The organism is Agrobacterium sp. NPDC090283 (assembly GCF_044769685.1).
GTDB lineage: Bacteria > Pseudomonadota > Alphaproteobacteria > Rhizobiales > Rhizobiaceae > Agrobacterium.
The window spans coordinates 85,898-108,594 of sequence record NZ_JBIVYG010000005.1; the positions used below are offsets into that span (position 1 = coordinate 85,898).

General features: G+C 61.1%; 25 protein-coding genes and 1 pseudogene. 14 read left to right on the plus strand and 12 right to left on the minus strand.

The window, feature by feature from the left end; all coding sequences use genetic code 11:
- The 5 genes and pseudogenes from ACIQUH_RS09600 to ACIQUH_RS09620 form a co-directional block, all read right to left on the minus strand.
- The gene (locus ACIQUH_RS09600) at nucleotides 1–984 is read right to left on the minus strand and encodes an ABC transporter substrate-binding protein (protein ID WP_400814183.1); all 984 of its coding nucleotides are present in this window, start codon (nucleotides 982–984) and stop codon (nucleotides 1–3) included.
- A 151-nt stretch (nucleotides 985–1,135) separates the two neighbouring features.
- Nucleotides 1,136–1,513 (minus strand): hypothetical protein, encoded by a 378-nt coding sequence (locus tag ACIQUH_RS09605; RefSeq protein ID WP_400814185.1) that lies wholly within the window; start codon nucleotides 1,511–1,513, stop codon nucleotides 1,136–1,138.
- Nucleotides 1,510–2,447: pseudogene (locus ACIQUH_RS09610) on the minus strand (U32 family peptidase). Before ACIQUH_RS09610 ends, ACIQUH_RS09605 begins: the two are co-directional and overlap by 4 nt.
- A 5-nt stretch (nucleotides 2,448–2,452) precedes the next feature.
- A complete protein-coding gene (locus tag ACIQUH_RS09615; protein WP_400814187.1) occupies nucleotides 2,453–3,430 on the minus strand; it encodes a peptidase U32 family protein in 978 nt (325 codons plus the stop codon).
- Nucleotides 3,421–3,936 carry an SCP2 domain-containing protein gene (locus ACIQUH_RS09620; RefSeq protein ID WP_400814189.1) on the minus strand — a complete coding sequence of 172 codons (516 nt, stop codon included), beginning with the start codon at nucleotides 3,934–3,936 and terminating at the stop codon, nucleotides 3,421–3,423. The genes ACIQUH_RS09615 and ACIQUH_RS09620 overlap by 10 nt, the downstream gene beginning before the upstream one ends.
- 149 nt (nucleotides 3,937–4,085) lie before the next feature.
- Between ACIQUH_RS09620 and ACIQUH_RS09625 the strand changes: the two genes are divergently transcribed.
- The 3 genes from ACIQUH_RS09625 to ACIQUH_RS09635 are packed head-to-tail and all read left to right on the plus strand — an operon-like array spanning nucleotide 4,086 to nucleotide 6,594.
- A complete protein-coding gene (locus ACIQUH_RS09625) occupies nucleotides 4,086–4,436 on the plus strand; it encodes a DUF488 domain-containing protein (protein WP_400814191.1) in 351 nt (116 codons plus the stop codon).
- Between the two features lie 56 nt (nucleotides 4,437–4,492).
- Complete coding sequence (locus ACIQUH_RS09630; protein WP_400814193.1) at nucleotides 4,493–6,007, plus strand: UbiD family decarboxylase; 1,515 nt, start codon at nucleotides 4,493–4,495, stop codon at nucleotides 6,005–6,007.
- 2 nt (nucleotides 6,008–6,009) lie between these two features.
- On the plus strand, nucleotides 6,010–6,594 hold the full coding sequence (locus ACIQUH_RS09635; protein WP_400814650.1) for a UbiX family flavin prenyltransferase: 585 nt from the start codon (nucleotides 6,010–6,012) through the stop codon (nucleotides 6,592–6,594).
- A gap of 4 nt (nucleotides 6,595–6,598) precedes the next feature.
- Here ACIQUH_RS09635 and ACIQUH_RS09640 read toward each other — a convergent pair whose 3' ends face one another.
- Together ACIQUH_RS09640 and ACIQUH_RS09645 are read right to left on the minus strand one after the other, a co-directional pair.
- On the minus strand, nucleotides 6,599–7,276 hold the full coding sequence (locus ACIQUH_RS09640; RefSeq protein WP_400814195.1) for an NnrU family protein: 678 nt from the start codon (nucleotides 7,274–7,276) through the stop codon (nucleotides 6,599–6,601).
- Between the two features lie 12 nt (nucleotides 7,277–7,288).
- A complete protein-coding gene (locus tag ACIQUH_RS09645) occupies nucleotides 7,289–7,444 on the minus strand; it encodes a hypothetical protein (protein ID WP_003520964.1) in 156 nt (51 codons plus the stop codon).
- A 137-nt stretch (nucleotides 7,445–7,581) separates the two neighbouring features.
- Here ACIQUH_RS09645 and ACIQUH_RS09650 point away from each other — a divergent pair, with 137 nt between their 5' ends.
- From ACIQUH_RS09650 to ACIQUH_RS09685, 8 genes are all read left to right on the plus strand, one after another.
- Nucleotides 7,582–8,115 (plus strand): cytochrome c oxidase subunit 3, encoded by a 534-nt coding sequence (locus ACIQUH_RS09650; protein ID WP_400814199.1) that lies wholly within the window; start codon nucleotides 7,582–7,584, stop codon nucleotides 8,113–8,115.
- A gap of 5 nt (nucleotides 8,116–8,120) precedes the next feature.
- Nucleotides 8,121–8,411, plus strand: a complete 291-nt coding sequence (locus ACIQUH_RS09655) for a hypothetical protein (RefSeq protein WP_400814201.1) — start codon at nucleotides 8,121–8,123, stop codon at nucleotides 8,409–8,411.
- Nucleotides 8,412–8,589: 178 nt separating this feature from the next.
- On the plus strand, nucleotides 8,590–9,042 hold the full coding sequence (locus tag ACIQUH_RS09660; protein WP_046800955.1) for a cytochrome c: 453 nt from the start codon (nucleotides 8,590–8,592) through the stop codon (nucleotides 9,040–9,042).
- A gap of 24 nt (nucleotides 9,043–9,066) precedes the next feature.
- Nucleotides 9,067–10,413 carry a cbb3-type cytochrome c oxidase subunit I gene (locus ACIQUH_RS09665; protein WP_400814204.1) on the plus strand — a complete coding sequence of 449 codons (1,347 nt, stop codon included), beginning with the start codon at nucleotides 9,067–9,069 and terminating at the stop codon, nucleotides 10,411–10,413.
- A 65-nt stretch (nucleotides 10,414–10,478) separates the two neighbouring features.
- Complete coding sequence (locus ACIQUH_RS09670) at nucleotides 10,479–11,291, plus strand: MoxR family ATPase (RefSeq protein WP_153515871.1); 813 nt, start codon at nucleotides 10,479–10,481, stop codon at nucleotides 11,289–11,291.
- Nucleotides 11,292–11,358: 67 nt separating this feature from the next.
- The gene (locus ACIQUH_RS09675; RefSeq protein ID WP_400814207.1) at nucleotides 11,359–13,257 is read left to right on the plus strand and encodes a nitric oxide reductase activation protein NorD; all 1,899 of its coding nucleotides are present in this window, start codon (nucleotides 11,359–11,361) and stop codon (nucleotides 13,255–13,257) included.
- A gap of 145 nt (nucleotides 13,258–13,402) precedes the next feature.
- Nucleotides 13,403–13,708: a DUF2249 domain-containing protein gene (locus tag ACIQUH_RS09680; RefSeq protein WP_035257647.1), complete on the plus strand. Its 306-nt coding sequence runs from the start codon at nucleotides 13,403–13,405 to the stop codon at nucleotides 13,706–13,708.
- A 78-nt stretch (nucleotides 13,709–13,786) separates the two neighbouring features.
- Nucleotides 13,787–14,320, plus strand: coding sequence for a DUF2249 domain-containing protein (locus ACIQUH_RS09685; protein WP_400814209.1), 534 nt, complete (start codon nucleotides 13,787–13,789; stop codon nucleotides 14,318–14,320).
- Nucleotides 14,321–14,401: 81 nt separating this feature from the next.
- On the opposite strand, the gene ACIQUH_RS09690 is transcribed toward ACIQUH_RS09685, so the two are convergent.
- Nucleotides 14,402–15,634, minus strand: a complete 1,233-nt coding sequence (locus ACIQUH_RS09690; RefSeq protein ID WP_400814211.1) for an NnrS family protein — start codon at nucleotides 15,632–15,634, stop codon at nucleotides 14,402–14,404.
- A gap of 236 nt (nucleotides 15,635–15,870) precedes the next feature.
- Here ACIQUH_RS09690 and nirK point away from each other — a divergent pair, with 236 nt between their 5' ends.
- The 3 genes from nirK (at nucleotide 15,871) to ACIQUH_RS09705 (ending at nucleotide 18,893) form a co-directional block, all read left to right on the plus strand.
- The gene (gene nirK, locus ACIQUH_RS09695; RefSeq protein WP_269702496.1) at nucleotides 15,871–17,013 is read left to right on the plus strand and encodes a copper-containing nitrite reductase; all 1,143 of its coding nucleotides are present in this window, start codon (nucleotides 15,871–15,873) and stop codon (nucleotides 17,011–17,013) included.
- 111 nt (nucleotides 17,014–17,124) lie between these two features.
- Complete coding sequence (locus ACIQUH_RS09700; RefSeq protein ID WP_400814214.1) at nucleotides 17,125–18,042, plus strand: SUMF1/EgtB/PvdO family nonheme iron enzyme; 918 nt, start codon at nucleotides 17,125–17,127, stop codon at nucleotides 18,040–18,042.
- Nucleotides 18,043–18,191: 149 nt separating this feature from the next.
- A complete protein-coding gene (locus ACIQUH_RS09705; protein WP_400814216.1) occupies nucleotides 18,192–18,893 on the plus strand; it encodes a Crp/Fnr family transcriptional regulator in 702 nt (233 codons plus the stop codon).
- Nucleotides 18,894–18,965: 72 nt separating this feature from the next.
- On the opposite strand, the gene ACIQUH_RS09710 is transcribed toward ACIQUH_RS09705, so the two are convergent.
- The 4 genes from ACIQUH_RS09710 to ACIQUH_RS09725 form a co-directional block, all read right to left on the minus strand.
- The gene (locus ACIQUH_RS09710; protein WP_400814219.1) at nucleotides 18,966–19,361 is read right to left on the minus strand and encodes a c-type cytochrome; all 396 of its coding nucleotides are present in this window, start codon (nucleotides 19,359–19,361) and stop codon (nucleotides 18,966–18,968) included.
- 70 nt (nucleotides 19,362–19,431) lie between these two features.
- Nucleotides 19,432–19,992 carry a gluconate 2-dehydrogenase subunit 3 family protein gene (locus tag ACIQUH_RS09715; RefSeq protein ID WP_400814222.1) on the minus strand — a complete coding sequence of 187 codons (561 nt, stop codon included), beginning with the start codon at nucleotides 19,990–19,992 and terminating at the stop codon, nucleotides 19,432–19,434.
- Nucleotides 19,992–21,677 (minus strand): GMC oxidoreductase, encoded by a 1,686-nt coding sequence (locus tag ACIQUH_RS09720; protein ID WP_400814225.1) that lies wholly within the window; start codon nucleotides 21,675–21,677, stop codon nucleotides 19,992–19,994. Before ACIQUH_RS09720 ends, ACIQUH_RS09715 begins: the two co-directional genes overlap by 1 nt.
- Nucleotides 21,678–21,828: 151 nt before the next feature.
- The gene (locus ACIQUH_RS09725) at nucleotides 21,829–22,683 is read right to left on the minus strand and encodes a sugar phosphate isomerase/epimerase (RefSeq protein ID WP_206914442.1); all 855 of its coding nucleotides are present in this window, start codon (nucleotides 22,681–22,683) and stop codon (nucleotides 21,829–21,831) included.
- Nucleotides 22,684–22,697: the final 14 nt, after the last annotated feature.

Genomic DNA, 22,697 nt, shown 5'->3' on the forward strand with positions numbered 1-22,697 from the left:
CTACACCAGATAAAAACCGTCATCCGGCCGCCGCCCGCCGATGATGGCCGGGTCCGCCTTGGCGAGTTCATCGTAAAATGCCTCGAGATCGGCACGTGCAACGCTCGCCTTCAAAGCCGACAAATGGCTCGTCGGGAAAGAGGCGGCGATGATTTCCGCCGGGAAACCAAGAGCATCGGCGGCGGCCGATGCTGCCCTTTGCGGATCGGCTATAGCGCTGGCGAGCGCCGCTTCCATGCCCGTCTGCAAGGCTCCAATACCAGCCGTTCCGAGCTTTTCCTGAACCTGTGAGGTCAGGGCGAGACCGGCCTGCGGGATTTCGGGCTTGCCCGCCACCTTCGCCCAGTCCTGCTGGATGTCGATGGCGCGGTGAACGGTCATGAAAAACGACTTTGCCTTGATCAGCACAGCGGTCGCGGCCGGTTCGCTCAGCAGCGCGGCATCCACCCGCCCCGTCAGCAGCAATTGCACGGCTTCCGGTGGCGAGGCGGCATATTCCAGCTTGATATCGCCGGGCTTCAAGCCTTTTTCAGCGACCAGCCGGCGCAAGACGAAATCGGGCATATCGTTCTTGAATGGCAGAGCAAGCGTTTTGCCCGAGAGACCTTCCAGCGACGTCAGCGTTTCGTCCTTCGACACGACATAGAGCAGACCGGTGGTCAGCACATTCAGAAGCCCAAGGCCGAGACCGCGATTGTGCAGATTGGCAGCACCGTAGCTCGGCATCACTACCGCCCCCATCGAGCCGGAGGCGACGGCGGCGCGCATTTCATCCGGCGTTTTCCACGCCTTGAAGACGGCCTCGGGCGCGACATCCTTCATGAACCCGCCTTTCACCGCATGGGCAAGCACGGCCGAAGGTGCTGCGGGTGGACCATAAAAGGTGAGCGGCGCGTCGGCCTTCAGAATATGCGGCGTGGCAAGCGTCGCCACCGTCAATCTCGAAAGGGCCGAAAGCGCCTGACGGCGGGTGAGATGAGCCATGGTCCTGATCCTTGTTTGCGCCGAAAGCGCCCCGATGCGCGTGGCGCCCGCTGAAGACCGACCTTGGGGCCACAGGCGCGTCACCATCTGGAAATGACATTTTGCAAGCGCCCGATCTTTGCGCAGGATCAAACAGCGCCGGAAACCAGGCCTATTCGCCTGCCCTGAGTGACAGCGTCTCGCGCAGGATGCGCGAGCCTTCCGCGGCGGCGGCGGCGATATCGAGAAACATCAGGCTTGCGGTTTCGACCACACCTTCATCCACCGTGTCGTCCTCGGCGAAATCGGAAAGCATCTCGGTCAGAAGCGCGATCTTGCGCCGCTCTTCGCGGGCAGCGGCCAGAAGCTTGACGATATTGCGCTGGCGCTCGAAATCCTCAAGCTCACGCAGGGCCTCATGCACCCTGTCGCGGCAGCCGCAATCGAGTGCGCTTTCCAGAACGACATTGCGCACCAGATGGATCGCCGCCGCGATATCCGTGCCGCCCGGTGCTGAGGGTGCCTGCTGTTCCTTTCCGCTCATCGTCATAGATTCGCTCCATGCGCCGTGTTGCGGGCCCGGGCGATCCAGGCCGCCCCTTCCTGCCCGTGGTGAAAACCATTGGAAAAAGGCACGTCCGGATAGATTTTGCCGAGACTTGCAAGGCCATCTTCCGCATCCCGCCTGCCGGCCAGAACATCGCCGTGAATCTGCGCCACCGCCACCATGTCGCAATCCTGCGGCGATAGCCGGAAGCGGGCGATGCCGGCAGCCGCCAGATCCTGCAATTCGCCAAGCAGAGACTGGCAGGTGTGCGACACCGTCTGCACGCCGTTCAGCGCCAGAAACGACTGCCGGTCGAGCGTGCGTACCGGCAATCCATCAGGATCGTCTCCGCAGACGAACTGGCAATTATCCTTGATGTTGCCCTTGGCGCGGGCGTGGGCGCAGCGTGCCGAAATGGCGAGCGGCAGGCGGCCGAAGGCGAAGATTTCGAAATCCACATCGGACGTCTCCGCCACGATGCGTTCCACCGAGGTGACCGGCAGTTCCGGCGGCAGGCAGATGGCGCTTGCCCCGCGTGACGCCAGAAGCCGCGCAGTGGCTGCATTATAGACATTCACCATCGGCCCAACGACATGCGGGGTGCCGTGCAACATGCCGAGTGCGGAAAGATCGTTCGCCTCGACCGGATAGGGGCTGTCGGCGATCAGGCCGCGCAGCTGGCGGCTTTCCCGCTCCAGCGTCACCAGTGAAAGCGTCGAGAGGATCACCTGTTTTCCGGCGCTCTCCAGCCGCTCGATCACCTCAGCCAGATGCGGTTCGGTGAAATGAAACCGTTTGGAACAGACGGTCTCACCGAGATAGACATGGCTGACGGGCGCCTCATCGGCGATGCGGAAATAGAAATCGCGCCATTTCTCGCCTGCCAGAGATAAAGGACCGGGCCGAGCGCCAATGTGGCCTTTGCGGTTTTTGCCATCGCCATCATCTCCAGCGTTTCTCGTAAGCACCTACGGTGGTGCGCTGGCCTTCGCTTAACAGCCGCAGGCGTGAGAGCAGCTTTCCCCGCTCTTCAGCGCTGGCGGCCAGCGCCCGGTGCAGGGTGGAAACCACTTCCGCCACATAGGCCTTGCCGCGCTGGCGGCCCTCGATCTTCAGCGCGCTGACACCCGCTTCCCGCAAGGCATCGATCTGGTCCATCACATCAAGCGATACCGGATCCTCGAAGGCATAGGACTTGTCATCGGCAATCTCGAAACGGCCCTTGCACAGGGTGGGGTAACCCGCCGCCTCTCCTTCGGGAAAGCGGTTGATGGTGTAGTCGCCCAGTTCCGACACCAGCTCCTGCCCGTCCTGCCGGTAACGCACATGGCTTGCCGGCGAGCAGACGCCGTTCATGTTGGGTGATTTGCCTGTGGCGTAGGAGGACAGCGAGCAACGCCCCTCCGCCATGACGCAGAGGCCGCCGAACACGAAGATTTCGATCTCGCAGCGGATTTGCCGCGCCAGCCGGGCGATGTCGGGGATCGTCAGGGTGCGCGGCAGCACCACACGTTTCGCGCCGAAGGCATCGACGAGGAAATTCACCGCGTCGGCATTGGAGGCGGAGGCCTGCACGGAGACGTGGATGCGCTGTTGCGGATGATGTTCCGTCACATGCGCCATCAGGCCGAAATCGGCAAGGATAAGCGCATCCGCCCCCGCCTTCACGGCATCGGCCGCACCGCGATACCAGATGTCCTCGTTGCCGGCGCGCATGAAAGTGTTGAGCGCCACGAAGGTCTGCACACCGCGCTTCTTCGCATAGGTAATGGCTTCGGCAAGCTCTTCGCGGGAAAAATTGAGGCCGGGAAAATTGCGGGCATTGGTTTCATCGCGAAAGCCGCAATAAACGGCATCCGCGCCGGCATCCACGGCCTCGCGGAAGGCGGCGGGCGTTCCCGCAGGACAGATCAGCTCCATGCCGCACCTCCCCGCGTTTCGGATAGAACATGGCCGCGCAGGCGGTTCGCAAGGCGCGTTACCACCGGCGCGAAAGGCCCGGCAAAGGCACCGAGATCGCGCGGCAGATCAATGCCGCTGTCATCAAGCGCATTGCGCAGCGCGAGCATCGCCTCCATGTCGCCGGTCACGCTGAGATCCCGCGAAAAGAACAGCGCATCGGCATCCTGCCGCCCCTCCATCAGCGCCAGCAGCATGAAAAGCGGCCCTTCCACCGCCGCATCCACCTTCGGCAGGCGGCCCTTTCGGCTGACGGTGATGGCCGGACGCGCCGGTTCGACCATGAAGGCGAAAGGCAGATCAACAGGCTGAAAGCCATAACGCTTGTGGCTATGTTCACCGAGCCTGCCGAACATAGCCGGGTGCCGTTTCATGATCTGCGCCAGCATCGCCGCCGTCGCTCGCTGCACCACGGCAAGGGGCAGAAAATTCATGGGGGCGGCGATGGCGGCGGGAAAAGGTCTCATAAATGGTCCTGTCAGGTCAGTTGCGGGCAGGAACCTAACCGCAGCGCGCCAGCACCGGTTTGAGCGAACGCAAAGACAGAGAGATTTTCGGGTGCGGCTTCACAAAAGCCGCTATAAATCATTCACTTGCGAAGCGAAGGAGGCCGCCCATGTCCGATATAAGGATCAAACGGATTTACGATGCCGCCAGCGATGATGACGGCGCACGCATTCTGGTGGACCGGCTGTGGCCACGCGGCATGCGCAAGGAAACCGCACAGCTTTCGCTGTGGATGAAGGAAATCGCGCCCAGCAACGAATTGCGCAAGAGCTTTTCCCATATGCCGTCGCGTTTTGCGGAATTCACCCGGCACTATCATGAGGAGCTGGCCGCCAATCCCGATGCCGTGGCGCGCATGAAGGAGCTGATGGCGAAGGGCCGGGTCACGCTGCTTTACGCCGCCCATGATACCGAACACAACCACGCCCTTGTTCTCGCCGACTATCTTCGTTCGCACTGAAGCCGCATTTGCGGCAGCGCAAGGACATGCCGCACCGCCACCGGCAAACAGGCGGCATGAGAGACGAGAAAACAGAAACTAAACCCGCCCACGCAGCCGATCTGCGCGGTTTCGTCCGGTTGCTGGAAGAACGCGGGCAGCTGCGGCGAATTCGCCAGCCGGTTTCGCTGGTATACGAAATCACCGAAATCCACCGCCGCGTGCTCGCCGATGGTGGGCCGGCCCTGCTGTTCGAGCAACCCGTCGACCATGAGGACAACGTGCGGGACATGCCGCTGCTTGCCAATCTCTTCGGCACGCGGCAGCGGATCGAATGGGGGCTGGGGCTGGAAACGGGCGGCCTGCCAGCACTTGGACAAAAGCTCACCGAATTGCGCGAGCCACGGCCGCCGAAATCCATGGCCGAGGCATGGGGTAAGCTGCCTTTGCTGAAGGCAGCACTCTCCATGCGGCCACGCAACGTCTCGCGCGCGCCGGCGCAGGAAAAGGTACTGACGGGCGATGCGGTCGATCTTGCCCGCCTGCCGGTGCAATGGTGCTGGCCGGGTGAGCCGGCCCCGCTCATCACCTGGCCGCTGGTCATCACCCGTTCGCCTGATGATCCCGACGATATCAATGTCGGCATCTATCGGATGCAGGTGCTGGGGCCGGACAGGGTGATCATGCGCTGGCTGGCGCATCGCGGCGGCGCGCAGCACCACCGGCTGTGGCAGGCACGCGGGATGGATATGCCCGTTACCGTCGCCATCGGGGCCGACCCCGCCACCATTCTTTCCGCCGTCATGCCGCTTCCCGAACATATCAGCGAGCTTGGTTTTTCCGGCCTGTTGCGCGGCTCGAAAAGCCGCATCGCGAAAGCTTTGACGGTGCCGATGCCGGTGCCAGCCAATGCCGAGATCGTGCTGGAAGGTACTGTTTCGGCCACGGAAACGGCAATGGAAGGCCCCTATGGCGACCACACCGGCTATTATAATTCCGTCGAAGCCTTTCCGATCATGATGCTGTCGGCCATCACCATGCGCCGCGATCCGATCTATCTTTCCACCTATACCGGCCGGCCGCCGGATGAACCCTCGGTTCTCGGCGAAGCCATGCTCGAGATATTCCTGCCGCTCGTGAAGAGGCAGTTTGCGGAAATCGTCGATCTGTGGATGCCGCCGGAGGCCTGTTCCTACCGCGTCATGGTCGCCTCCATCGACAAGCGTTATCCCGGCCAGGCAAAGCGGGTGATGATGGGTCTCTGGTCGATGCTGCCGCAGTTCAGCTATGTGAAGCTCATCATTCTGGTCGATCCCGATATTGATGTCCGCAGCTGGGCGGATGTCATCTGGGCGCTTTCCACCCGTTTCGACGCCTCGCGCGATACAACGATCATCGACGATACGCCGATCGATTATCTCGACTTCGCCTCGCCGAAAGCCGGCCTCGGCGGCAAGATGGGTCTGGACGCCACCCGCAAGCTGCCGCCGGAGACGGAGCGCGAATGGGGCCGCGTGCTGTCCATGACGTCAGACGTCATCGCAAAAGTGGATCTGATGTGGCGTGATCTTGGCCTTGGAGAACGACCATGAACCTGTGCCGCGTCGTGGTCGGCGTCACCGGTGCATCGGGTGCCGGCATCGCGCTGCGCATCATCGAACGCCTCGCCGCGATTAAAAACGTCGAAATCCATCTCGTCCTGTCGCAATCGGCCAAACGGACCGTGCTGCATGAGGAAGGTGCGGAGGCCATGGGGCGGATGCTCTCGCTCTCCAGCGTCAATCATGCCGTCGATGATATCGGCGCAGCGATTGCCAGCGGCTCCTTCCCGACAATAGGCATGATCATCGCCCCCTGCTCCATGCGCACACTTGCCGCCATTGCAACCGGGTTTTCGGACAATCTTCTCACCCGCGCTGCCGATGTGCATTTGAAGGAACGCCGGAAACTGGTGCTGATGACCCGCGAGACGCCGCTGCATCTCATCCATCTACGCAATATGTGCACTGTCACGGAGGCAGGCGCTATCGTCATGCCGCCGGTGCCGGCCTTTTATAACAGGCCGCAAAGCGTCTTCGATATTGTCGATCAGCTCGCCGCCCGCGCTATCGATCAGCTCGGTATCGCGCCCGCACCGCAGGCGCCGATATGGCAGCCGCATGTGGTGAAGACGTCGTGAGCGATCAGAAATAGGCTATGGGGTCCGCGCCAAAGAGCGCGGCATGGCCACCGGCCAGCAGCCACCAGACCGTCAACCCTGTCAGCATCGCGGCTAGCAGCATCGGCCCGTCTACGGCGAGGCGCGTTTTGCCGGAAAGGATTGCTGCGAAAGGGATCGTTGCGGTTTTAGCAGCCGCCGCGCTCCATGAATTACCCAGTCTTTTCCGCGCGCGTTTTTCAGTCATCGCCATCCCGCCAAGCGAAAACAGCGCAAAGCCACCGAAGAGAATAACGGAACGCAGGTCGCCATTCGGCACGACATGCCCCAGCGACCAGAACAGGAAACCTACGAGCACCGGATGCCGCGTGATGCGCACGATCGCCCCCGGTTTATCTCCCTGCCGCACGGAAATGGAAAGCGGATTGACGCTGAGAAGACCGGCCAGCACGAAAAACAGACCAATCGGCGCTGCCAGAAACGTGATATGCGCCTGCCAGGGCGCGACATCCCAGAGCGGAATATAATCCACCGACAGCGCGGCATAAAACACCCAGCCCAGCGCCAGAAGCGAGACGACGGAATAAGCCCCGAAATAGATGGGCCGACCAACGGCCGCGATCAACCGGCCGCGCACGGCAGGCACGGCGGGAATGGAGTGCAGCGCCACAAAAAGCGAAAGAGCGGCGACAAGTTCAAGCATGCGACTGTCTTCTCACTGGTTCAGGAACAGCACCGAAGCAATGGCCACGGAGGCAAGTACGGCGGAAACCGCGCCCATGCGCTGCAACACACCCATACGGTACAACAGCACCGCAAAGCCAATGATAATAGGGGTTGCTACAATCAGCCCGACCTGCGCGTCGTTCATGGGAAGCTCCATTTTCCAGAGTTGCGCTTTGTCATGACAATAGGGCTTTGCGCGCTCCCTTCTTTGACCGACCGCAAAGAAGCAGGGGTTGAGGACGCCTAAGCGTGGCTTGCTGTTTTACAATTACGGGCGAGGCCATGGCGATAAATACGGAAGAGGAAAGCGGAAACCTGCTTTTGTGGATTCTGGTCTGGAGCGAACTTGCTGCTTTCGGTGCTTTGACCGGTGCTTTCATCATCGCCTTTGCCCTCAATCCCGAGGCCTTCGCCACCGCCCGCCAGCATCTGCAACCGCAGCTTGCCGGTCTCAATACGCTGATTTTGCTGGCGAGCGGCTGGCAGGCGGCCGTTGCGGCCAGCCGCCACACCGCGCTGCCGGGCAAAAGGCGGGCGCTCGCGCTTGCCGGCCTGCTGGGTTTCGCTTTTGTCGGTGTAAAACTCTATGAATATTCCACCGAAATCGCCTTCGCGTCCGATCCAGCCTATGGCGCGTTCTTCGAGCTTTATTTCCTGCTCACCGGCTTCCACCTGCTGCATGTCGTCTTCGTGGCCGTGCTGCTGTTTCTCGTCGCAGTCTTCCCAAAAAACGAGAACGTCACGCTGGTGACGACGCTGTGGCATGTCATCGATCTGGTCTGGATCGTCATTTTTCCCATCGTCTATCTGGTTTGACCGTCATGACCCACCGCACCTCCCGCCAGCTCGCAAGAAGTTTTGCAGTGCTCGCCAATCTTGTTCTGGCCGGCACGGCCGTCGTCACATCGTGGAAGGCGGCGTTTCTGCCGCCGGTTGCTGCCGCCTGCCTGATGCTGCTTTTCGCGCTCATGAAATCCAGACGCGTCATCGACGACTTTCTGGGTTTTGGCGAAGAGCGAGGCCTGCTGCGCACGGCACTTCTGGCATGGCCCGCAATCTTTGCCGCCGCAGCCCTTTTGCGGGCGTTCCTGCAGGGCATTTTGTCGCTCTGAAAAGGCGGACCACACCACCTCTCCACTTGTTTGCCAAATGGCAAAGAACGCCGGCGGCCAGCGGCTAGAAAGGCTTCAGACCCCACCGCATTCCGCCAGCCTGCTGGCAAATCCCGGCAAGAGGGTTCGATCAAGCCAGTCCGCATAAGCGGTCTTCCGGATGGAAAGGACCATTGGCATGGCAGAACGCCTGACCAAAACAGGAGCGCGAAACGTCTTTTACGGCGGCTCCATCTTCTTCTTCGCCATATTCGTCGGGCTGACCGCCCATAGCCATTATTACATGCGCACCACATCGACGGATGAAAGCACGCTGACGGAAAGCGTCGCGCGCGGCAAACACGTGTGGGAGAAAAATTCCTGCATCAACTGTCACACGCTGCTCGGCGAAGGCGCCTATTTCGCGCCCGAACTCGGCAATGTCTGGAAGCGCTATGGCGGCGTGGAAGACAAGGAGACGGCGCGCGATTCCATCAAGGCCTGGATGGCCGCCCAGCCCACCGGCATCGAGGGCCGGCGCCAGATGCCGCAGTTCAATCTCACCGAACAGGAACTCGATGATCTCGTCGACTTCCTCGAATGGACGAGCCGGATCAAGACGCAGAACTGGCCACCGAACGATGCGGGTTGAGGTTGACGGCAAGGAGATGACGAGATGAAATACCAGACGCAAAAAGTCGCCATGCTGTATTTTTACGGCGCAATCGGGCTGTTCGTGGCGCAGATCCTGTTCGGCGTCATCGCCGCGACGATCTACGTGCTGCCCAACACGCTTTCCGAGCTTCTGCCCTTCAACATCGTGCGCATGATCCACACCAATGCGCTGGTCGTGTGGCTGTTGATGGGCTTCATGGGCTCGACCTTCTATCTTCTGCCGGAAGAGACGGAAACGGAGCTTTACAGCCCCAAGCTCGCCATCGCGCAGTTCTGGATCTTCCTGGTGGCCGCCGCGGTTGCCGTGGTCGGTTATATGTTTCGCATCCATGAAGGCCGCGAATTCCTCGAACAGCCCTTCGCCATCAAGGTCGGCATCGTGCTTGTCGTTTTGATGTTCCTGTTCAACATCACCATGACGGCGCTGAAGGGCCGCAAGACCACCGTCATCAACATCCTGCTCTTCGGTCTCTGGGGTCTGGCGATCTTCTTCCTTTTCGCCTTTTACAACCCCATCAACCTGGCGCTGGACAAGATGTACTGGTGGTACGTCATTCATCTGTGGGTGGAAGGCGTGTGGGAACTGATCATGGCGTCGATCCTCGCCTTCCTGATGATCAAGCTCAACGGCATCGACCGCGAAGTGGTGGAAAAATGGCTCTATGTCATCGTCGGCCTAGCGCTCTTCTCGGGCATTCTCGGCACCGGCCACCATTATTACTGGATCGGCGCACCGGGTTACTGGCAGTGGATCGGTTCGCTGTTCTCGACGCTGGAAGTGGCCCCCTTCTTCACCATGGTCATTTTCACCTTCGTCATGACCTGGAAGGCCGGCCGCAAGCATGAGAACCGCGCCGCGCTTCTGTGGTCGATCGGCTGCTCGGTCATGGCCTTCTTCGGTGCCGGCGTCTGGGGCTTCCTGCACACGCTGTCTTCGGTGAACTATTACACCCACGGCACGCAGCTTACCGCCGCCCACGGGCACCTCGCCTTCTTCGGCGCCTATGTGATGCTGAACCTTGCGATGATGGCCTATGCCATCCCCGAAATGAAAAAACGTGCGCCCTACAACCAGTTGTTTTCGATGACGAGCTTCTGGGTCATGTGCACGGCCATGTCGGTGATGACCTTCGCGCTCACCTTCGCCGGCGTGGTGCAGATCCAGCTTCAGCGGGTCATGGGCGAAAGCTTCATGGATGTGCAGGACCAGCTGGCGATCTTCTACTGGATCCGTCTCGGTTCTGGTTTCGCGGTTCTCATTTCGGCGGTCATGTTCATCTGGGCAATCCTGGTACCGGGCAAGCAGAAACAGGGCGACGTTGCCCGCCTCGTGCAGCCCGCCGAATGAGAAACGGACCGGCTCTCCTTTTCCCCCGGAGAGCCGGTTCCTTACCACCAACCATGGAGATGACCATGAATACGATTTTCCGCCCCGCGCCGCAGCCTTTGCCGGACGCGCCGTTCTACACCCCGCTCGGCAATGAATGCACGCTGTTCGAAAGCGCCTGGGTGCGGCAATTGCCGCTTCTGCTGAAAGGCCCGACAGGCTGCGGCAAGACCCGTTTCGTCAGCCATATGGCAGCGAAACTCGGCCTGCCGCTTTCCACCGTTTCGTGCCACGACGATCTTGCTGCCGCTGATCTGACCGGCCGTTACCTGCTGAAAGGCGGCGAAACCGTGTGGATGGACGGCCCGCTGACGAGGTCCGTGCGTCAGGGCGGCATATGTTACCTCGACGAGATCGTTGAGGCGCGCAAGGATGTGGCTGTCGTGCTGCACCCCCTCACCGATGATCGCCGCATCCTGCCGCTGGAACGCACCGGTGAGGTACTGGAAGCGCCCTCGGGCTTCATGCTCGTCGTGTCCTATAATCCCGGATACCAGAACCTTTTAAAGAGCCTGAAACCCAGCACCCGCCAGCGTTTCGTCGCCATTGAATTCGACTTTCTGCCCAAGGAGCAGGAAATCGCCGTCGTTTCGCATGAAAGCGGGCTGGATGCGCGCGACGTCGAGCCGCTCGTCGATCTTGCCCACCGGCTGCGCGGCCTGAAAGGCCACGATCTGGAAGAAGGCGTCTCCACCCGTCTGCTCGTTTATTGCGCCAGCCTCATCGATACCGGCCTTCCCGCCCGTCAGGCCGTGCGCGCGACCATGATCGAACCGCTGACTGACGAGCCGGACGTGAAGGCCGCGCTGCATGAAGTCGCGGATGCGATCATTCGATAAGCGCTTTGATATCCACGTCGGATTGCGCGGCCCCGCGCGTTCCGGTCCGATGCCGTGAGGATAAACCATGCTGGACTTTCTGGAACTGGAAGAAACCGTCGGCCGCGCCTGGCACAGGCTGATCGGCGAAACCGGCACATGGCTGCGCTTCCCGGATCATGCCGTGAAGCTGGAGGATATGCAGGCCGTGCTGGCCATATGTTTCCGCGGTTTTGGCGGTGAACATGCGGTGCAGATCGCTCCGGCCCGCGCCCGCACTTCCACGCACCGATTGAGGCTGCGCCAGCGCATGGGTCTTGGCGAAGAGAAGCTCGCCCAGCCAGGACGCGATCATGCCACGCTGATGCTGCCGCCGGTGCTCGATCTGTTTCCCGACCGCTGCCTCAACCGCGATCTCTATCTCTGGCTCGCCGCCGCCATGGCGATGATGCCGCTTGAACCAGTCATGGCCGCCGACCCGCTTCGCAACGATCTTGCCCGGCTCGACCGCGCCGCAGAACTGGCAAAAGCCGTCATCCATGCCTTCCCCGGAATGAAGACCCGTTATCGCCGGCTGTGCGCCGCCATGCTCGCGGTGCGCCAGAAACGTCCGCTGCCCCAGACGGAGCAGCAGGTGGAACAACGGGTGCTTTCCATGCTCGCCGATGCGGCAGGGATCGACGGCCATGCGCCACCCGCCGGCTTTCCGGAAAAAGCGCCGCCGCGCTACCTGCCGATGCTGCCGGTGCCGCTATGGCCGGACACGCTGCTGCGCGAAACATCCGATGCCCGGCAAAGCGAGGACCAGCCGGCAGCGGGCGCCGCGCCGCAGGGCGCGGAAGCGAGCCGCCATATCGCCGTGCGTGAAAAGGCGGAGAACCGGCAGACCGAACGCAGCCCCTTCATCCTCAACCGTTTCGAAAAAATCCTCGCCATGGCCGAGATGGTCAATGTCGACCGTCCGGGTGACGACAGCGACGATGCCGATGGCAGCGCGGCGGACGAGCTTGACGATATGACGCTGGGTGAAAGAAAGGGGCGGCCTTCCGCCCGCTTCCGCTTCGATCTCGACCTGCCGCCCGAAGCACTGAACCATACCGCGCTAACGGCGGAACTCACCTATCCCGAATGGGATTATCGCAGCGGCACTTATCTCGCCGACCATTGCCGGGTCATCGCCGGTCCGGCGAAAGACGCCGAGACGGCGCCGGAACCCGACCCGGACACCAGAAGCCTCATCCGCCGGGTCAGGCAGCAATTCGAGGTACTGCGGCCGCGCCACGAGATGCTGCGCGCCCAGCTTGACGGCAATGATCTCGATCTTGACGCCGTGGTTCGCGCCAGAAGCGATATCGCCGCCGGCGGACAGGGCAGCGACCGCATTCATATGGCAAGCCGCCCGCAGGCGCATGATCTTGCCGTAACGATCCTCGTCGATGTGTCGCTATCGACCGATGCCTGGTTCGACAATCGCCGGGTGCTCGATGTGGAGAAGGAAGCTCTGCTGGTGCTTGCCCACGGGCTTTCCGCTTGCGGCGACAGCCACTCGATCCTGACCTTCACCTCCCGCCGCCGTTCCTGGGTGCGGGTGGAAACGGTGAAGGATTTCGATGAGCCGATGGGCCACACTATCGAGCGTCGCATCGCGGCGCTGAAGCCCGGCTTCTACACCCGCATCGGCCCCGCCATTCGCCACGCCAGCGCCAAGCTGCGTGAAAGGCCTGAGCGCCGAAAGCTGCTTCTGCTGCTGACGGATGGCAAGCCGAACGATGTCGACCACTATGAGGGCCGCTTCGCCATCGAGGACAGCCGCCGCGCGGTTTCCGAGGCGCGACGCTCGGGCGTCAGCGTCTTCGGCGTGACTGTCGACAGCAAGGCGCAATCCTATATTCCGGCCATGTTCGGCCAGAACGGTTATGCCATCGTCAGCAGGATCGCCAAGCTGCCATCGGCGCTGCCGGCAATCTATCGCAGCCTTGCCGGCTGAAACATGTCGCGCAACGGACCTGACGAATCTCAGGTTTGTTTGCGCGGCGACAATGTCTCCCGACCGCCCGGCGGATAGGTTTTTCCAGTCCGTCGGCCGGCCGCACCGCCGGACATCATTCCATCCGCGGCCGTGGAGCCAGCCTATGTCCGAAGCCCAAACCGCAACCAATATCGACGTGCGCATCATTCCGCATCGCGAACGCCATCCGCGCATTTTCGGTGCGCTGGGCGCATTGACCGAAGGTCAATCGCTGCAGATCACCAGCGATCACGATCCCCGTCCACTGCTTTACCAGCTGGCCACAAATTTCCCCGGCCAGTTCGGCTGGGAATATCTCGAACAGGGCCCGGAAGTCTGGCGTCTCGATATCGGCCGGCTGGAAGAACAGGCCGAAGGTTCCGAGGACGATATGTCCGGCTGCGAATGCTGCTGCGGATCCGAACATTGACCCCTGCCCTGGCGGTGTGGTGAAAAGGCCTCTGGCGGATGGCCCTTGCCGCCGCCAGCCGATAGATGAGGTGATGCAATGACGGAAATGATCAGGGAACTCGATGTCCGGCCGCTTTTGCTGAGCGGCGGCGAGCCCTTTCCGGCCATCATGGAAGCCGTGGCCGGGCTTGCTCCCGGTGAGGCGCTGCGATTATACGCCACCTTCCGCCCCGTTCCGCTGTTCAAGGTGATGGCGGAGCGCGGTTTCGACCATCAGGTCAGGGAAATCGGCGGCGGCGACTGGGAAGTGCTGTTTACGCCGCAATCCACTGAGACCGAACAGATTTCCGTGTCACCGGCGCTTGCGGGCAATGCCGAGGAGCCGCAGATATGGCCCGATCCGGTCATCTATCTCGATCTGAGCGACGAGATGACCGAAGGCCAGACGAGCCGCACGCTTGCCGCACTCGACCGTCTTCCGCCGGGTGCCGTGATCTTCTTGCTGATGCCGCAGGAGCCGACTTTCCTTTACCCGGAACTTCTGGCCCGGGGCCATCAATGGGCCGGCAATTTCGACGAGGCGCGCACGGCGTTTCGCATCTTCATCCGCGCCGGTGCCGGCGCGCATTAAGCAGGAAATCAAATACCCAGAAAACGAAACGCCCCGGAAATTGCTTCCGGGGCGTTTCGTTTTGGCGGCGTCGCAAGCAATCTAGGCTTTCAGCGGTTTGCGCTCACGCATCAGGATCGGCCCATATTCAATGCAGAAGAGACCGAAACCCACGATCCAGAAGAGCGCCGAGCAAGCGTAGAGATGCATCATCGCACCGGGGAAGAACTCGGCTGCCGGTCTCAGCAGCGCGCAGGCGATCAGCGCGACATAAGCGGCAATCGTGACCCTGCTGGCCGCGAGCTTGCGCCCGGTATGACCGAGGCTCGCTCTCGTCATCACCGCAAGCATCATGCAGCCGATAACGCCGACGGTGAAGACATGCAGGACGGAACGCGTGTCCATGACGTCAAGAGCCGCCAGCGCTATGGTAATGAAACCGACGGGAATGAAGGCATAGGCCACATGCAGCACCACCAGCACCTGCTCCGGCCAAGTCGTCCAGCCACGCCAGCGGATCAGGCGCACGGCGTGCATGAAAGCCGCCAGAAGCGCCGCTGGCACTGCCACGATGCTTTCGGGCTCTATCGTCCAGACGGCCAGCGCCGCGATGCCGGTGAGGATGGCGGCGGTATCGAAACCGTAATAGGGCGCGGGGAAATCCGTGCGGCCGAAACGGTTCAGCCAGTTGCGGGTAAAACTCGGCACAATGCGGCCGCCGACGATGATGACAAGAACCGTATAGGCAGAGACCGCAAGGCGGGTCGCGATCTGGCTATGATCGCCCCCAATCGCTGCAACGTGGAATATGATGTTGGCGACGGAAAGCGCCAGCAGCCCGCCCAGCACCTTCAGGTCCTTCCATTTGCGCCCGGCAATGACCTCGCGCGCGCAGATCGTGAGAAGTGCCGGCAGGAAAAGCCCGTCCACGGCTGCGGCGGTGACCACGCCCACCTGGTCCGGCACAAGCAGGAAAAGCCGGCCGGCGCACCAGAGCGCAAACAGCCACACCAAGGGTTTGCCCGACACCGGCAGCCGCCCCGTCCAGTTCGGCACGGCCGTCAGGAGAAAGCCGGCCAGCACCGCCGAAGCGAAACCGAACAGCATCTCATGGGCATGCCAGTTCGTTGCGCCGTAATCCCCGCCAAGGTCGATGAAGCCGGAAAGGGCTGCGATCCACAACACCATCGCCACGATGGCCCACAGGGCGCCACCGAGGAAAAACGGCCGGAAGCCGTACGAAAAGATAACCGGGCCGGTGCGCGCCAGCCCTCTTGGAATGCCGCCCTTTGGCCGGCTGCGCCCTTCTGTGAGAACGTTTTCGCTGCCACTCATTATAATGCTCCTTGCTTGGTCTTGACATATGTCTAGACGCAAGCCCGTCCGGCTTCTTTGCGAACAGGCAAAGAGGCGGTGCGACGCTTCCACACCGGCCTTCAGCGACCTGCCAAAATGTCGCAGGGTGCCGAAAGCGAAGTTTGCTCCATCTCAAATTGTATTTCCGCCCCTCCGCTACAAATGCTGTGACAGAGCGAAACATGCTCTGCCCCAAGAGGGATAGGAGAAGAATGATGACGGAAACCTTCCACATCACACGGCGTAATATTCTCGCAGGCGCAGCATTTGCAGGGGCTATAGCTCCCGTCATCATGCCATCGGCAGCGAGCGCGGCAGAGGAAAAGAAGGCCGCAGCCAAGCCATTGACGAGCGCTGAGATTGCAGCGCTGCCTCGCGTAAAAGTTGATCTCGTCAAACCGCCCTTCGTGCATGCCCACACGCAGAAAGCCGAAGGCGGACCGAAGATCGTCGAGTTCACGCTCACGATCAAGGAACAGAAGATGATCCTCGACGACAAGGGCACCGAGGTCCACGCCATGACCTTCAACGGTTCGGTTCCCGGGCCTCTGATGGTGGTGCACCAGGACGACTATGTCGAACTGACCCTCATCAACCCCGATACCAATGAGCTGCAGCATAATATCGATTTTCACTCGGCCACCGGCGCGCTCGGCGGCGGCGGGCTCACCATCGTCAACCCCGGTGAAAAGGCGATCTTGCGCTTCAAGGCCACCAAGGCCGGCGTCTTCGTCTATCACTGCGCACCTCCCGGCATGGTGCCGTGGCACGTCACCTCGGGCATGAATGGCGCGATCATGGTGTTGCCGCGAGAGGGCCTGACTGACGGCCACGGCAAGGAGCTTGTTTATGACAAGATCTATTATGTCGGCGAACAGGACTTCTACATCCCGCGCGACGAGAACGGCAATTTCAAGAAATATGAAAGCGCTGGCGATGCCATGGCCGACACGCTGGAGGTGATGCGCAAGCTGACGCCGAGCCACATCGTCTTCAACGGCGCAGTCGGAGCCCTGACCGGGGAACATGCCCTTCAGGCCGCCGTTGGCGAAAAGGTGCTGATCGTCCATTCGCAGGCAAACCGTGATACCCGTCCGCACCTCATCGGCGGCCATGGCGATTATGTCTGGGCGACGGGCAAGTTCCGCAACCCGCCGGATCTCGACCAGGAAACCTGGTTCATTCCCGGCGGCACGGCGGGTGCGGCCTTCTATACCTTCGAGCAGCCCGGCATTTACGCTTATGTCAACCACAACCTCATTGAAGCTTTCGAGCTGGGTGCAGCCGCCCACTTCAAAGTGACGGGTGAGTGGAACAACAGCCTGATGCAGGCGGTGCTCGCCCCCTCGAGCATCTGATGCAAGCCAGAGCGCGCCGCCGCCGACAACCGCGGCGCGCTCCCCTTCTGCTCTCTGCGGCCTGAAAGCAGGGCCCGAACTTTGGCGTCTTCTCGACGCAGGCAGGTTCCCATGGGCATTCCCGGCAACAGCCACTTCCCAAATGCCGTCTCGCTTCTTCTCCCGCTCTCGATTGCGACACTGCTGGCAACGGCCATCGGTTTCCAGTCCGGGATCATCCGCAGCGGCGCTGATGACCGCGCGGCCATGATGGCTCCACAGGTCGTTACAGTGCCCGCCGGACATTTCAGCTATCGGGCGGAGGGCGAATATTTCCGCAATGGTTATGCCGTCGATGGCCCGATGGTCGACGTGGCGATGCGGCAAAGTCTGACGATCATGAAATATCAAGTATCGAGCGCGGATTATGCGCGCTGCGTGGCGGAAGGCGGCTGCCAGCAGCCGGAACCCGGCTTTGCCGCTCCGGTTGGCGGCGAGATACCGGCAACCGGCATCAGCCAGGACGACGCCCACGCCTATGCAAAGTGGCTGAGCGAGCGAACCGGCACTGTCTGGCGCCTGCCAAGCGACGCTGAACTCGCTTTCGCCGCCGGGTCGCTTTTCCCGGATGAGACGCTCGGTGTCGCTGCCGATAGTGAAAACCCGGCTTTGCGCTGGCTGGCGGATTACGAGCGACAGACCAGCCGCAAGGCCTCGGGCAACCCCGTTCCGCAATCCTATGGCAGCTTCGGCGAAAACGAATATGGCCTTGCCGATTTCGGCGGCAATGTCTGGGAATGGACATCCAGCTGCAGCCACCGTGTGACACTCGGCAAGGATGGTGAGGCAATCGATAGCGTCGCCTCCTGCGGCATTCCCGTCGCTTCGGGAAAACACCGGGCGGCGATGAGCGCCTTCGTCAAAAACCCGAAAAGCGGTGGCTGCGCCGTTGGCGTACCCCCTGATAATCTCGGGTTCAGGCTCGTGAGAGACACGCGCTGGTACGCGCCGCTTCTCGAAAAGCTTCGTGCCACCACCCTGTTTTCTTGACAATCATCAATTAAAACAAACGCTTGATTCATATCATTTGATCTTCTGCCGCCGGTGATAGTGCTGTATGCTGACAATACAGAAAAGGCCGGTCCCCGATTGCCAATGCAATCGCCTCGAGGATCGTCCGATCACCGGAGAGGGTGCAAGTGAAGATTGACCGAAGCGTCATCCGGTCGCTGGCCTTGTTTGCCAAGATGGCCGACGATGAGCTGGACGGGCTGCTGACCCACGCCACATCCCGGCTGGTGCCGCCGGGCGAAGCCATTTTCGAGCAGGGCCAGGCGGCAACGCATTTTTTCCTGCTCATCCACGGCCGCCTGAAGGTGACGCAGGTGACGCATGACGGCCAGCAGATCATCGTGCGTGTGGTGCATCCCGGTGATCTCTTCGGTTTCGCAAGAGCACTGCAACGGTCCGATTATCCCGGCACCGCCACGACGGCTGCCGAAAGCGTCATACTCTCCTGGCAGACGGACCTCTGGCCGCAATTCGTCGAACAGAACCCGCATCTTGCCGTCTCCGCCATGCAGACGATCGGCCAGCGTCTCGAGGAAGCCCATACCCGCATCCGCGAAATGTCGACGCAGGAAGTGGAGCGCCGGGTGGCGCATGCCGTACTGCGCCTTTCGCAGCAGGCGGGCCGCAAGGAGGAAGACGGCATCCGTATCGACTTCCCCATTTCCCGTCAGGATATCGCCGAGATGACCGGTACCACACTGCACACGGTCTCGCGCATCCTTTCCAGCTGGGAGTCCAAGGGACTGGTGCAGGGAGGGCGGCAGAAGCTTCTGGTCTGTAATCTGCCGGGGCTTGCTCAGCTGGCAGAGGGCGAAGCAAGCCAGGTGTAGCGCGTAGACGCCTGTCGCCATGCCGCCGGCCTTCGCCAGGGGCCGCGCCTCGATCCGACAGCCCCGCCGCTCTCATTCAGCCGGCTTGGAAGCCGCGCTCTCGATATAGGCGATGAGATTGTCCAGATCTTCCGGCTTGCTGATGCCCGCCAGCGCCATCTTGTTTCCGGGTATTTTCTTTTTGGGCGCACTCATGAAATCCCGCAATTCTTCCGGCGTCCAGACAAGACCGTCCTCACCCGCTTTTTTCATCGCAGCCGAATAATTATAGTCAGTCACGCCGCCCGCTGCACGGCCGATGATGCCGTTAAGCTGCGGACCGACCCGGTTCTTTGCGCCCTCGCCGATGGCGTGGCAGGCGGAACAGCGCTTGAAGACCGCCTCCCCCTTGGCGACATCGCCTTCCGAGAGAGCGGGAATGGCGCTTGCAGTCAGCATTGCCGCCGCGATGATTATTGTCTTGCGCATCGTGTCATCCTTGTCTTGCCGCATAAATACGGCCCGCCCGCAAAAGCGGACGGGCCGGAGGTTGCTCTGTTCAGGTCGTGCCCCACGCGGGCGTGCCCTTTTTATAGGGAACGCGGTCTTCGAAACCGCCGGGAATTTCGTCATAAACGAGCACTTCCGTCGCGCCTATCTTCGAGGTGAAGAACCCAAGCAGTGTCAGCTGCTTGACGAGCGTGAAGGCATGCGGCTTTGCCGGCGTCTGTTCCGCCTTGGCCTGCTTGTCCAGCGCGGCAAGCAACGCCTGCTTTTGCTCTGCCGTCAGATCCAGAAAGCTCTTTTTATGGTCCGCCTGGCTGCGTTTCTCTATTTCGGGGATTGCCGAAAGGAAAAGCGTCCGCTGCTCGTCGGTATAACAATCGGCCGCATAGACGGCCATGAATGCTCCCACTTCAGCATCCTTTGCGCCGGGCGTGGAGGTGCGGGGAATGATGGTTTCCGCCAACTCGTCCAGAAACCGGATTTCTTCCGCGGTGAAAACATGAACACCACCGGCCGGTTTGGTAGCGTTTTCGGCGGCCGTCAGAACATCCGCGCCGATCAGCGGAAGGCCGGTGGCAATGGCTATCAGTTTAAGCAGTTCGCGTCTGTTCATCACAGGTTCCCCTTCTTGCGTTCGGAAACGGCAAAATCGGCGGCACGCGCCGTCAGCGCCATGTAGGTCAGGGACGGGTTGACGCAGGAGGCCGAAGTCATGCACGCGCCATCGGTGACAAAGACGTTAGGCGCATCCCAGACCTGGTTGTTGCCGTTGAGGACGGAGGTTTTCGGGTCGCGGCCCATGCGAGCCGTTCCCATTTCGTGAATGCCCATGCCGGGGGCGTAACTGCCCCTGGAGGGTTTGACGTTCTTGATGCCAACCGCCTCGAACATCTCGACGGCGTCATTGACCATGTCTTCGCGCATATCGAGTTCGTTCTGCTTCATCTCGACATTCATTGACAGGACCGGCAGGCCCCACTTGTCCTTCTTGTCTTGATCCAGCTTCACGCGGTTCTCATGATAGGGCAGCATTTCACCGAAGGCGGTCATGCCGATGGTCCAGCCGCCCGGCTCGGTCAGCGCCTCCTTGTAGTCGGCGCCGATGTTGAGTTCGGCGATTTCCCGCTCCCAGCGCGAACGGCTGGCCGAGCCCTGATACCCGAAACCACGCAGATATTTGCGCTTGTCGTCGCCGGTGTTGCGGAAACGCGGAATGTAGAAGCCCGCCGGGCGGCGACCCTTGAAGTAAAAGTCCTCGAAACCTTCCACTTGGCCTGTCGCGCCCATGCGGAAATGGTGGTCCATCACGTTGTGCCCGAGTTCGCCCGAGCTGCTTCCAAGTCCGCCTTCCCAGACATCGGTGGCCGAGTTCATCAGCACCCAGGTCGAGTTCAGCGTCGAGGCGTTGAGGAAGATGATATCGGCGGTATATTCATAGGTCAGGTTCGTCTCGGCATCGATGATCTCAACGCCTCGCGCCTTCTTTTTGTCCTTGTCGTACAAGATTTCCTTGACGATGGAGAAAGGCCTGAGCGTCAGATTGCCGGTGGCGACCGCCGCAGGCAAGGTGGAGGCCTGCGTGCTGAAATAGCCACCGAACGGACAGCCCAGCCGACACTTGTTGCGGAACTGGCAGCGGGTGCGCTCCTGATCGGGAAGTTCCTGGGTGATGTTGGCGCAACGCGAATTGATGAGGTGGCGCGTACCATTAAACGCCTTCTTCAACCGACTTGCGACATCCTGCTCCACAAAATTGAGCGGAATGGGCGGCAGGAATTCGCCATCAGGAAGAATATCCAGCCCCTCGCGGCTGCCGGAGATGCCGGCGAAACGCTCGACATAATCATACCAGGGAGAAACATCCTCATAGCGGATGGGCCAGTCAACGGCGATACCGTCTTTCGCATTGGCCTCGAAGTCGGTCTGTGACCAGCGATAGGTCTGGCGTCCCCAGAGCAGCGAGCGACCACCGACATGATAACCGCGGAACCAGTCGAAGCGCTTTTCTTCGACATAGGGTGTTTCCTGCTCATCGGCCCACATGCCGAGCGTTGCTTCTTCCAGCAGGTAGTCACGGCTGAGAACGGGGTATTTCGCCTTCATCTCCTGCGTGGCGCGGTTGCGATGGGGATAATCCCAGGCTTCCTTGTCGGCATTCTGATAATCGGTGACGTGCTCGATATTGCGGCCACGCTCCAGCATCAGGACCTTCAGGCCCTTTTGCGTGAGTTCCTTCGCGGCCCAGCCTCCACTGATGCCCGAGCCGACAACAATCGCATCATAATGATTGTCTGCCATGATAACTCCTCCGAGTGGTCTTTGGGAAAAACTCGACGAGACGAAGCGCTTCCCGTCGCGGTGCGGCGGAAACTGGTCATGCGTCTGTCGAACCTCATGCGCCCCGGCGAAACCGGCCGCCGGGGAGCGGTTCTGGTTTTACTGGCAGTGATTACTGAAGGGTCGGCAGGCGTTCATTGAGGAACGCATTGCCCTTGGTCACGACGGCTTCGGCATCGAGTGGAAGGTCGTGTTCAAGGATGAACCACTTGACGCCGGCCTGCTTGGCCGCCGGCAGAATTGCCTTCCAGTCGAGAACGCCGGTGCCGAGTGTGGCAAAGCCGCGCTCGTTCTCCGCCGTGCCCGCAGGCGCGTTGTCCTTGGCATGGATGGCAAATACCCGACCCTTCAAGGTGCCGAGGAACGCGGCCGGATCATTGCCGCTGCGTGCCACCCAGGCGACATCGAGCTCGCTCTGCAGTTTCGGGCCGGCCGCATCCAGCAGCAACTCAAGCGCCGTCTTGTCATCGAACTTGACCATTTCAAAGTCATGATTGTGGTAGGCCATGGAGAGGCCCGCCGCAGACAGCTTGTCCGCATATCCGCCAAGTTCCTTGCCGAAGGCGGTCCAGCCCGCGGCGTCCTTCGGGCGGTCTTCCGGCTTCAGGAAAGGCACGGTGACAACAGGATTGCCGACGGCTTTCTGCTCGGTGATGACCTCATCAAGGTTGCCGCGCAGCTTGTCGATCGGCACATGCGAGGAAATGACCTTGATCTTGTGCTTTTCCAGGAGCGCGTTCAGTTCGCTGGCGCTGACCTTCTGCATGTCCACCGTTTCAACTGCCGAAACACCGGCGCGATTGAGGATGGCAAGCTGCTCCTCAAGTGTTCCCGCATTGCGCAGTGTGTACATCTGCGCGGCGATCGGCAGCGTCTTGCTGTCTTCGGCCAGAACCGGGTTCGTGATGCCGGCCGCCAATGCGACGACGGCTGCCATCTTCACGAATTTTGACTTGAACGTTTTCAAACGCGTAACTCCCT

Bases quoted from the DNA above. Each gene is read 5' to 3' on its own strand.
- ACIQUH_RS09600 (WP_400814183.1), bottom strand. From the start codon at position 984: ATGGCTCATCTCACCCGCCGTCAGGCGCTTTCGGCCCTTTCGAGATTG.
- ACIQUH_RS09605 (WP_400814185.1), bottom strand. From the start codon at position 1,513: ATGACGATGAGCGGAAAGGAACAGCAGGCACCCTCAGCACCGGGCGGC.
- ACIQUH_RS09615 (WP_400814187.1), bottom strand. From the start codon at position 3,430: ATGGAGCTGATCTGTCCTGCGGGAACGCCCGCCGCCTTCCGCGAGGCC.
- ACIQUH_RS09620 (WP_400814189.1), bottom strand. From the start codon at position 3,936: ATGAGACCTTTTCCCGCCGCCATCGCCGCCCCCATGAATTTTCTGCCC.
- ACIQUH_RS09625 (WP_400814191.1), top strand. From the start codon at position 4,086: ATGTCCGATATAAGGATCAAACGGATTTACGATGCCGCCAGCGATGAT.
- ACIQUH_RS09630 (WP_400814193.1), top strand. From the start codon at position 4,493: ATGAGAGACGAGAAAACAGAAACTAAACCCGCCCACGCAGCCGATCTG.
- ACIQUH_RS09640 (WP_400814195.1), bottom strand. From the start codon at position 7,276: ATGCTTGAACTTGTCGCCGCTCTTTCGCTTTTTGTGGCGCTGCACTCC.
- ACIQUH_RS09645 (WP_003520964.1), bottom strand. From the start codon at position 7,444: ATGAACGACGCGCAGGTCGGGCTGATTGTAGCAACCCCTATTATCATT.
- ACIQUH_RS09650 (WP_400814199.1), top strand. From the start codon at position 7,582: ATGGCGATAAATACGGAAGAGGAAAGCGGAAACCTGCTTTTGTGGATT.
- ACIQUH_RS09655 (WP_400814201.1), top strand. From the start codon at position 8,121: ATGACCCACCGCACCTCCCGCCAGCTCGCAAGAAGTTTTGCAGTGCTC.
- ACIQUH_RS09660 (WP_046800955.1), top strand. From the start codon at position 8,590: ATGGCAGAACGCCTGACCAAAACAGGAGCGCGAAACGTCTTTTACGGC.
- ACIQUH_RS09665 (WP_400814204.1), top strand. From the start codon at position 9,067: ATGAAATACCAGACGCAAAAAGTCGCCATGCTGTATTTTTACGGCGCA.
- ACIQUH_RS09670 (WP_153515871.1), top strand. From the start codon at position 10,479: ATGAATACGATTTTCCGCCCCGCGCCGCAGCCTTTGCCGGACGCGCCG.
- ACIQUH_RS09675 (WP_400814207.1), top strand. From the start codon at position 11,359: ATGCTGGACTTTCTGGAACTGGAAGAAACCGTCGGCCGCGCCTGGCAC.
- ACIQUH_RS09680 (WP_035257647.1), top strand. From the start codon at position 13,403: ATGTCCGAAGCCCAAACCGCAACCAATATCGACGTGCGCATCATTCCG.
- ACIQUH_RS09685 (WP_400814209.1), top strand. From the start codon at position 13,787: ATGACGGAAATGATCAGGGAACTCGATGTCCGGCCGCTTTTGCTGAGC.
- ACIQUH_RS09690 (WP_400814211.1), bottom strand. From the start codon at position 15,634: ATGAGTGGCAGCGAAAACGTTCTCACAGAAGGGCGCAGCCGGCCAAAG.
- nirK (WP_269702496.1), top strand. From the start codon at position 15,871: ATGACGGAAACCTTCCACATCACACGGCGTAATATTCTCGCAGGCGCA.
- ACIQUH_RS09700 (WP_400814214.1), top strand. From the start codon at position 17,125: ATGGGCATTCCCGGCAACAGCCACTTCCCAAATGCCGTCTCGCTTCTT.
- ACIQUH_RS09710 (WP_400814219.1), bottom strand. From the start codon at position 19,361: ATGCGCAAGACAATAATCATCGCGGCGGCAATGCTGACTGCAAGCGCC.
- ACIQUH_RS09715 (WP_400814222.1), bottom strand. From the start codon at position 19,992: ATGAACAGACGCGAACTGCTTAAACTGATAGCCATTGCCACCGGCCTT.
- ACIQUH_RS09720 (WP_400814225.1), bottom strand. From the start codon at position 21,677: ATGGCAGACAATCATTATGATGCGATTGTTGTCGGCTCGGGCATCAGT.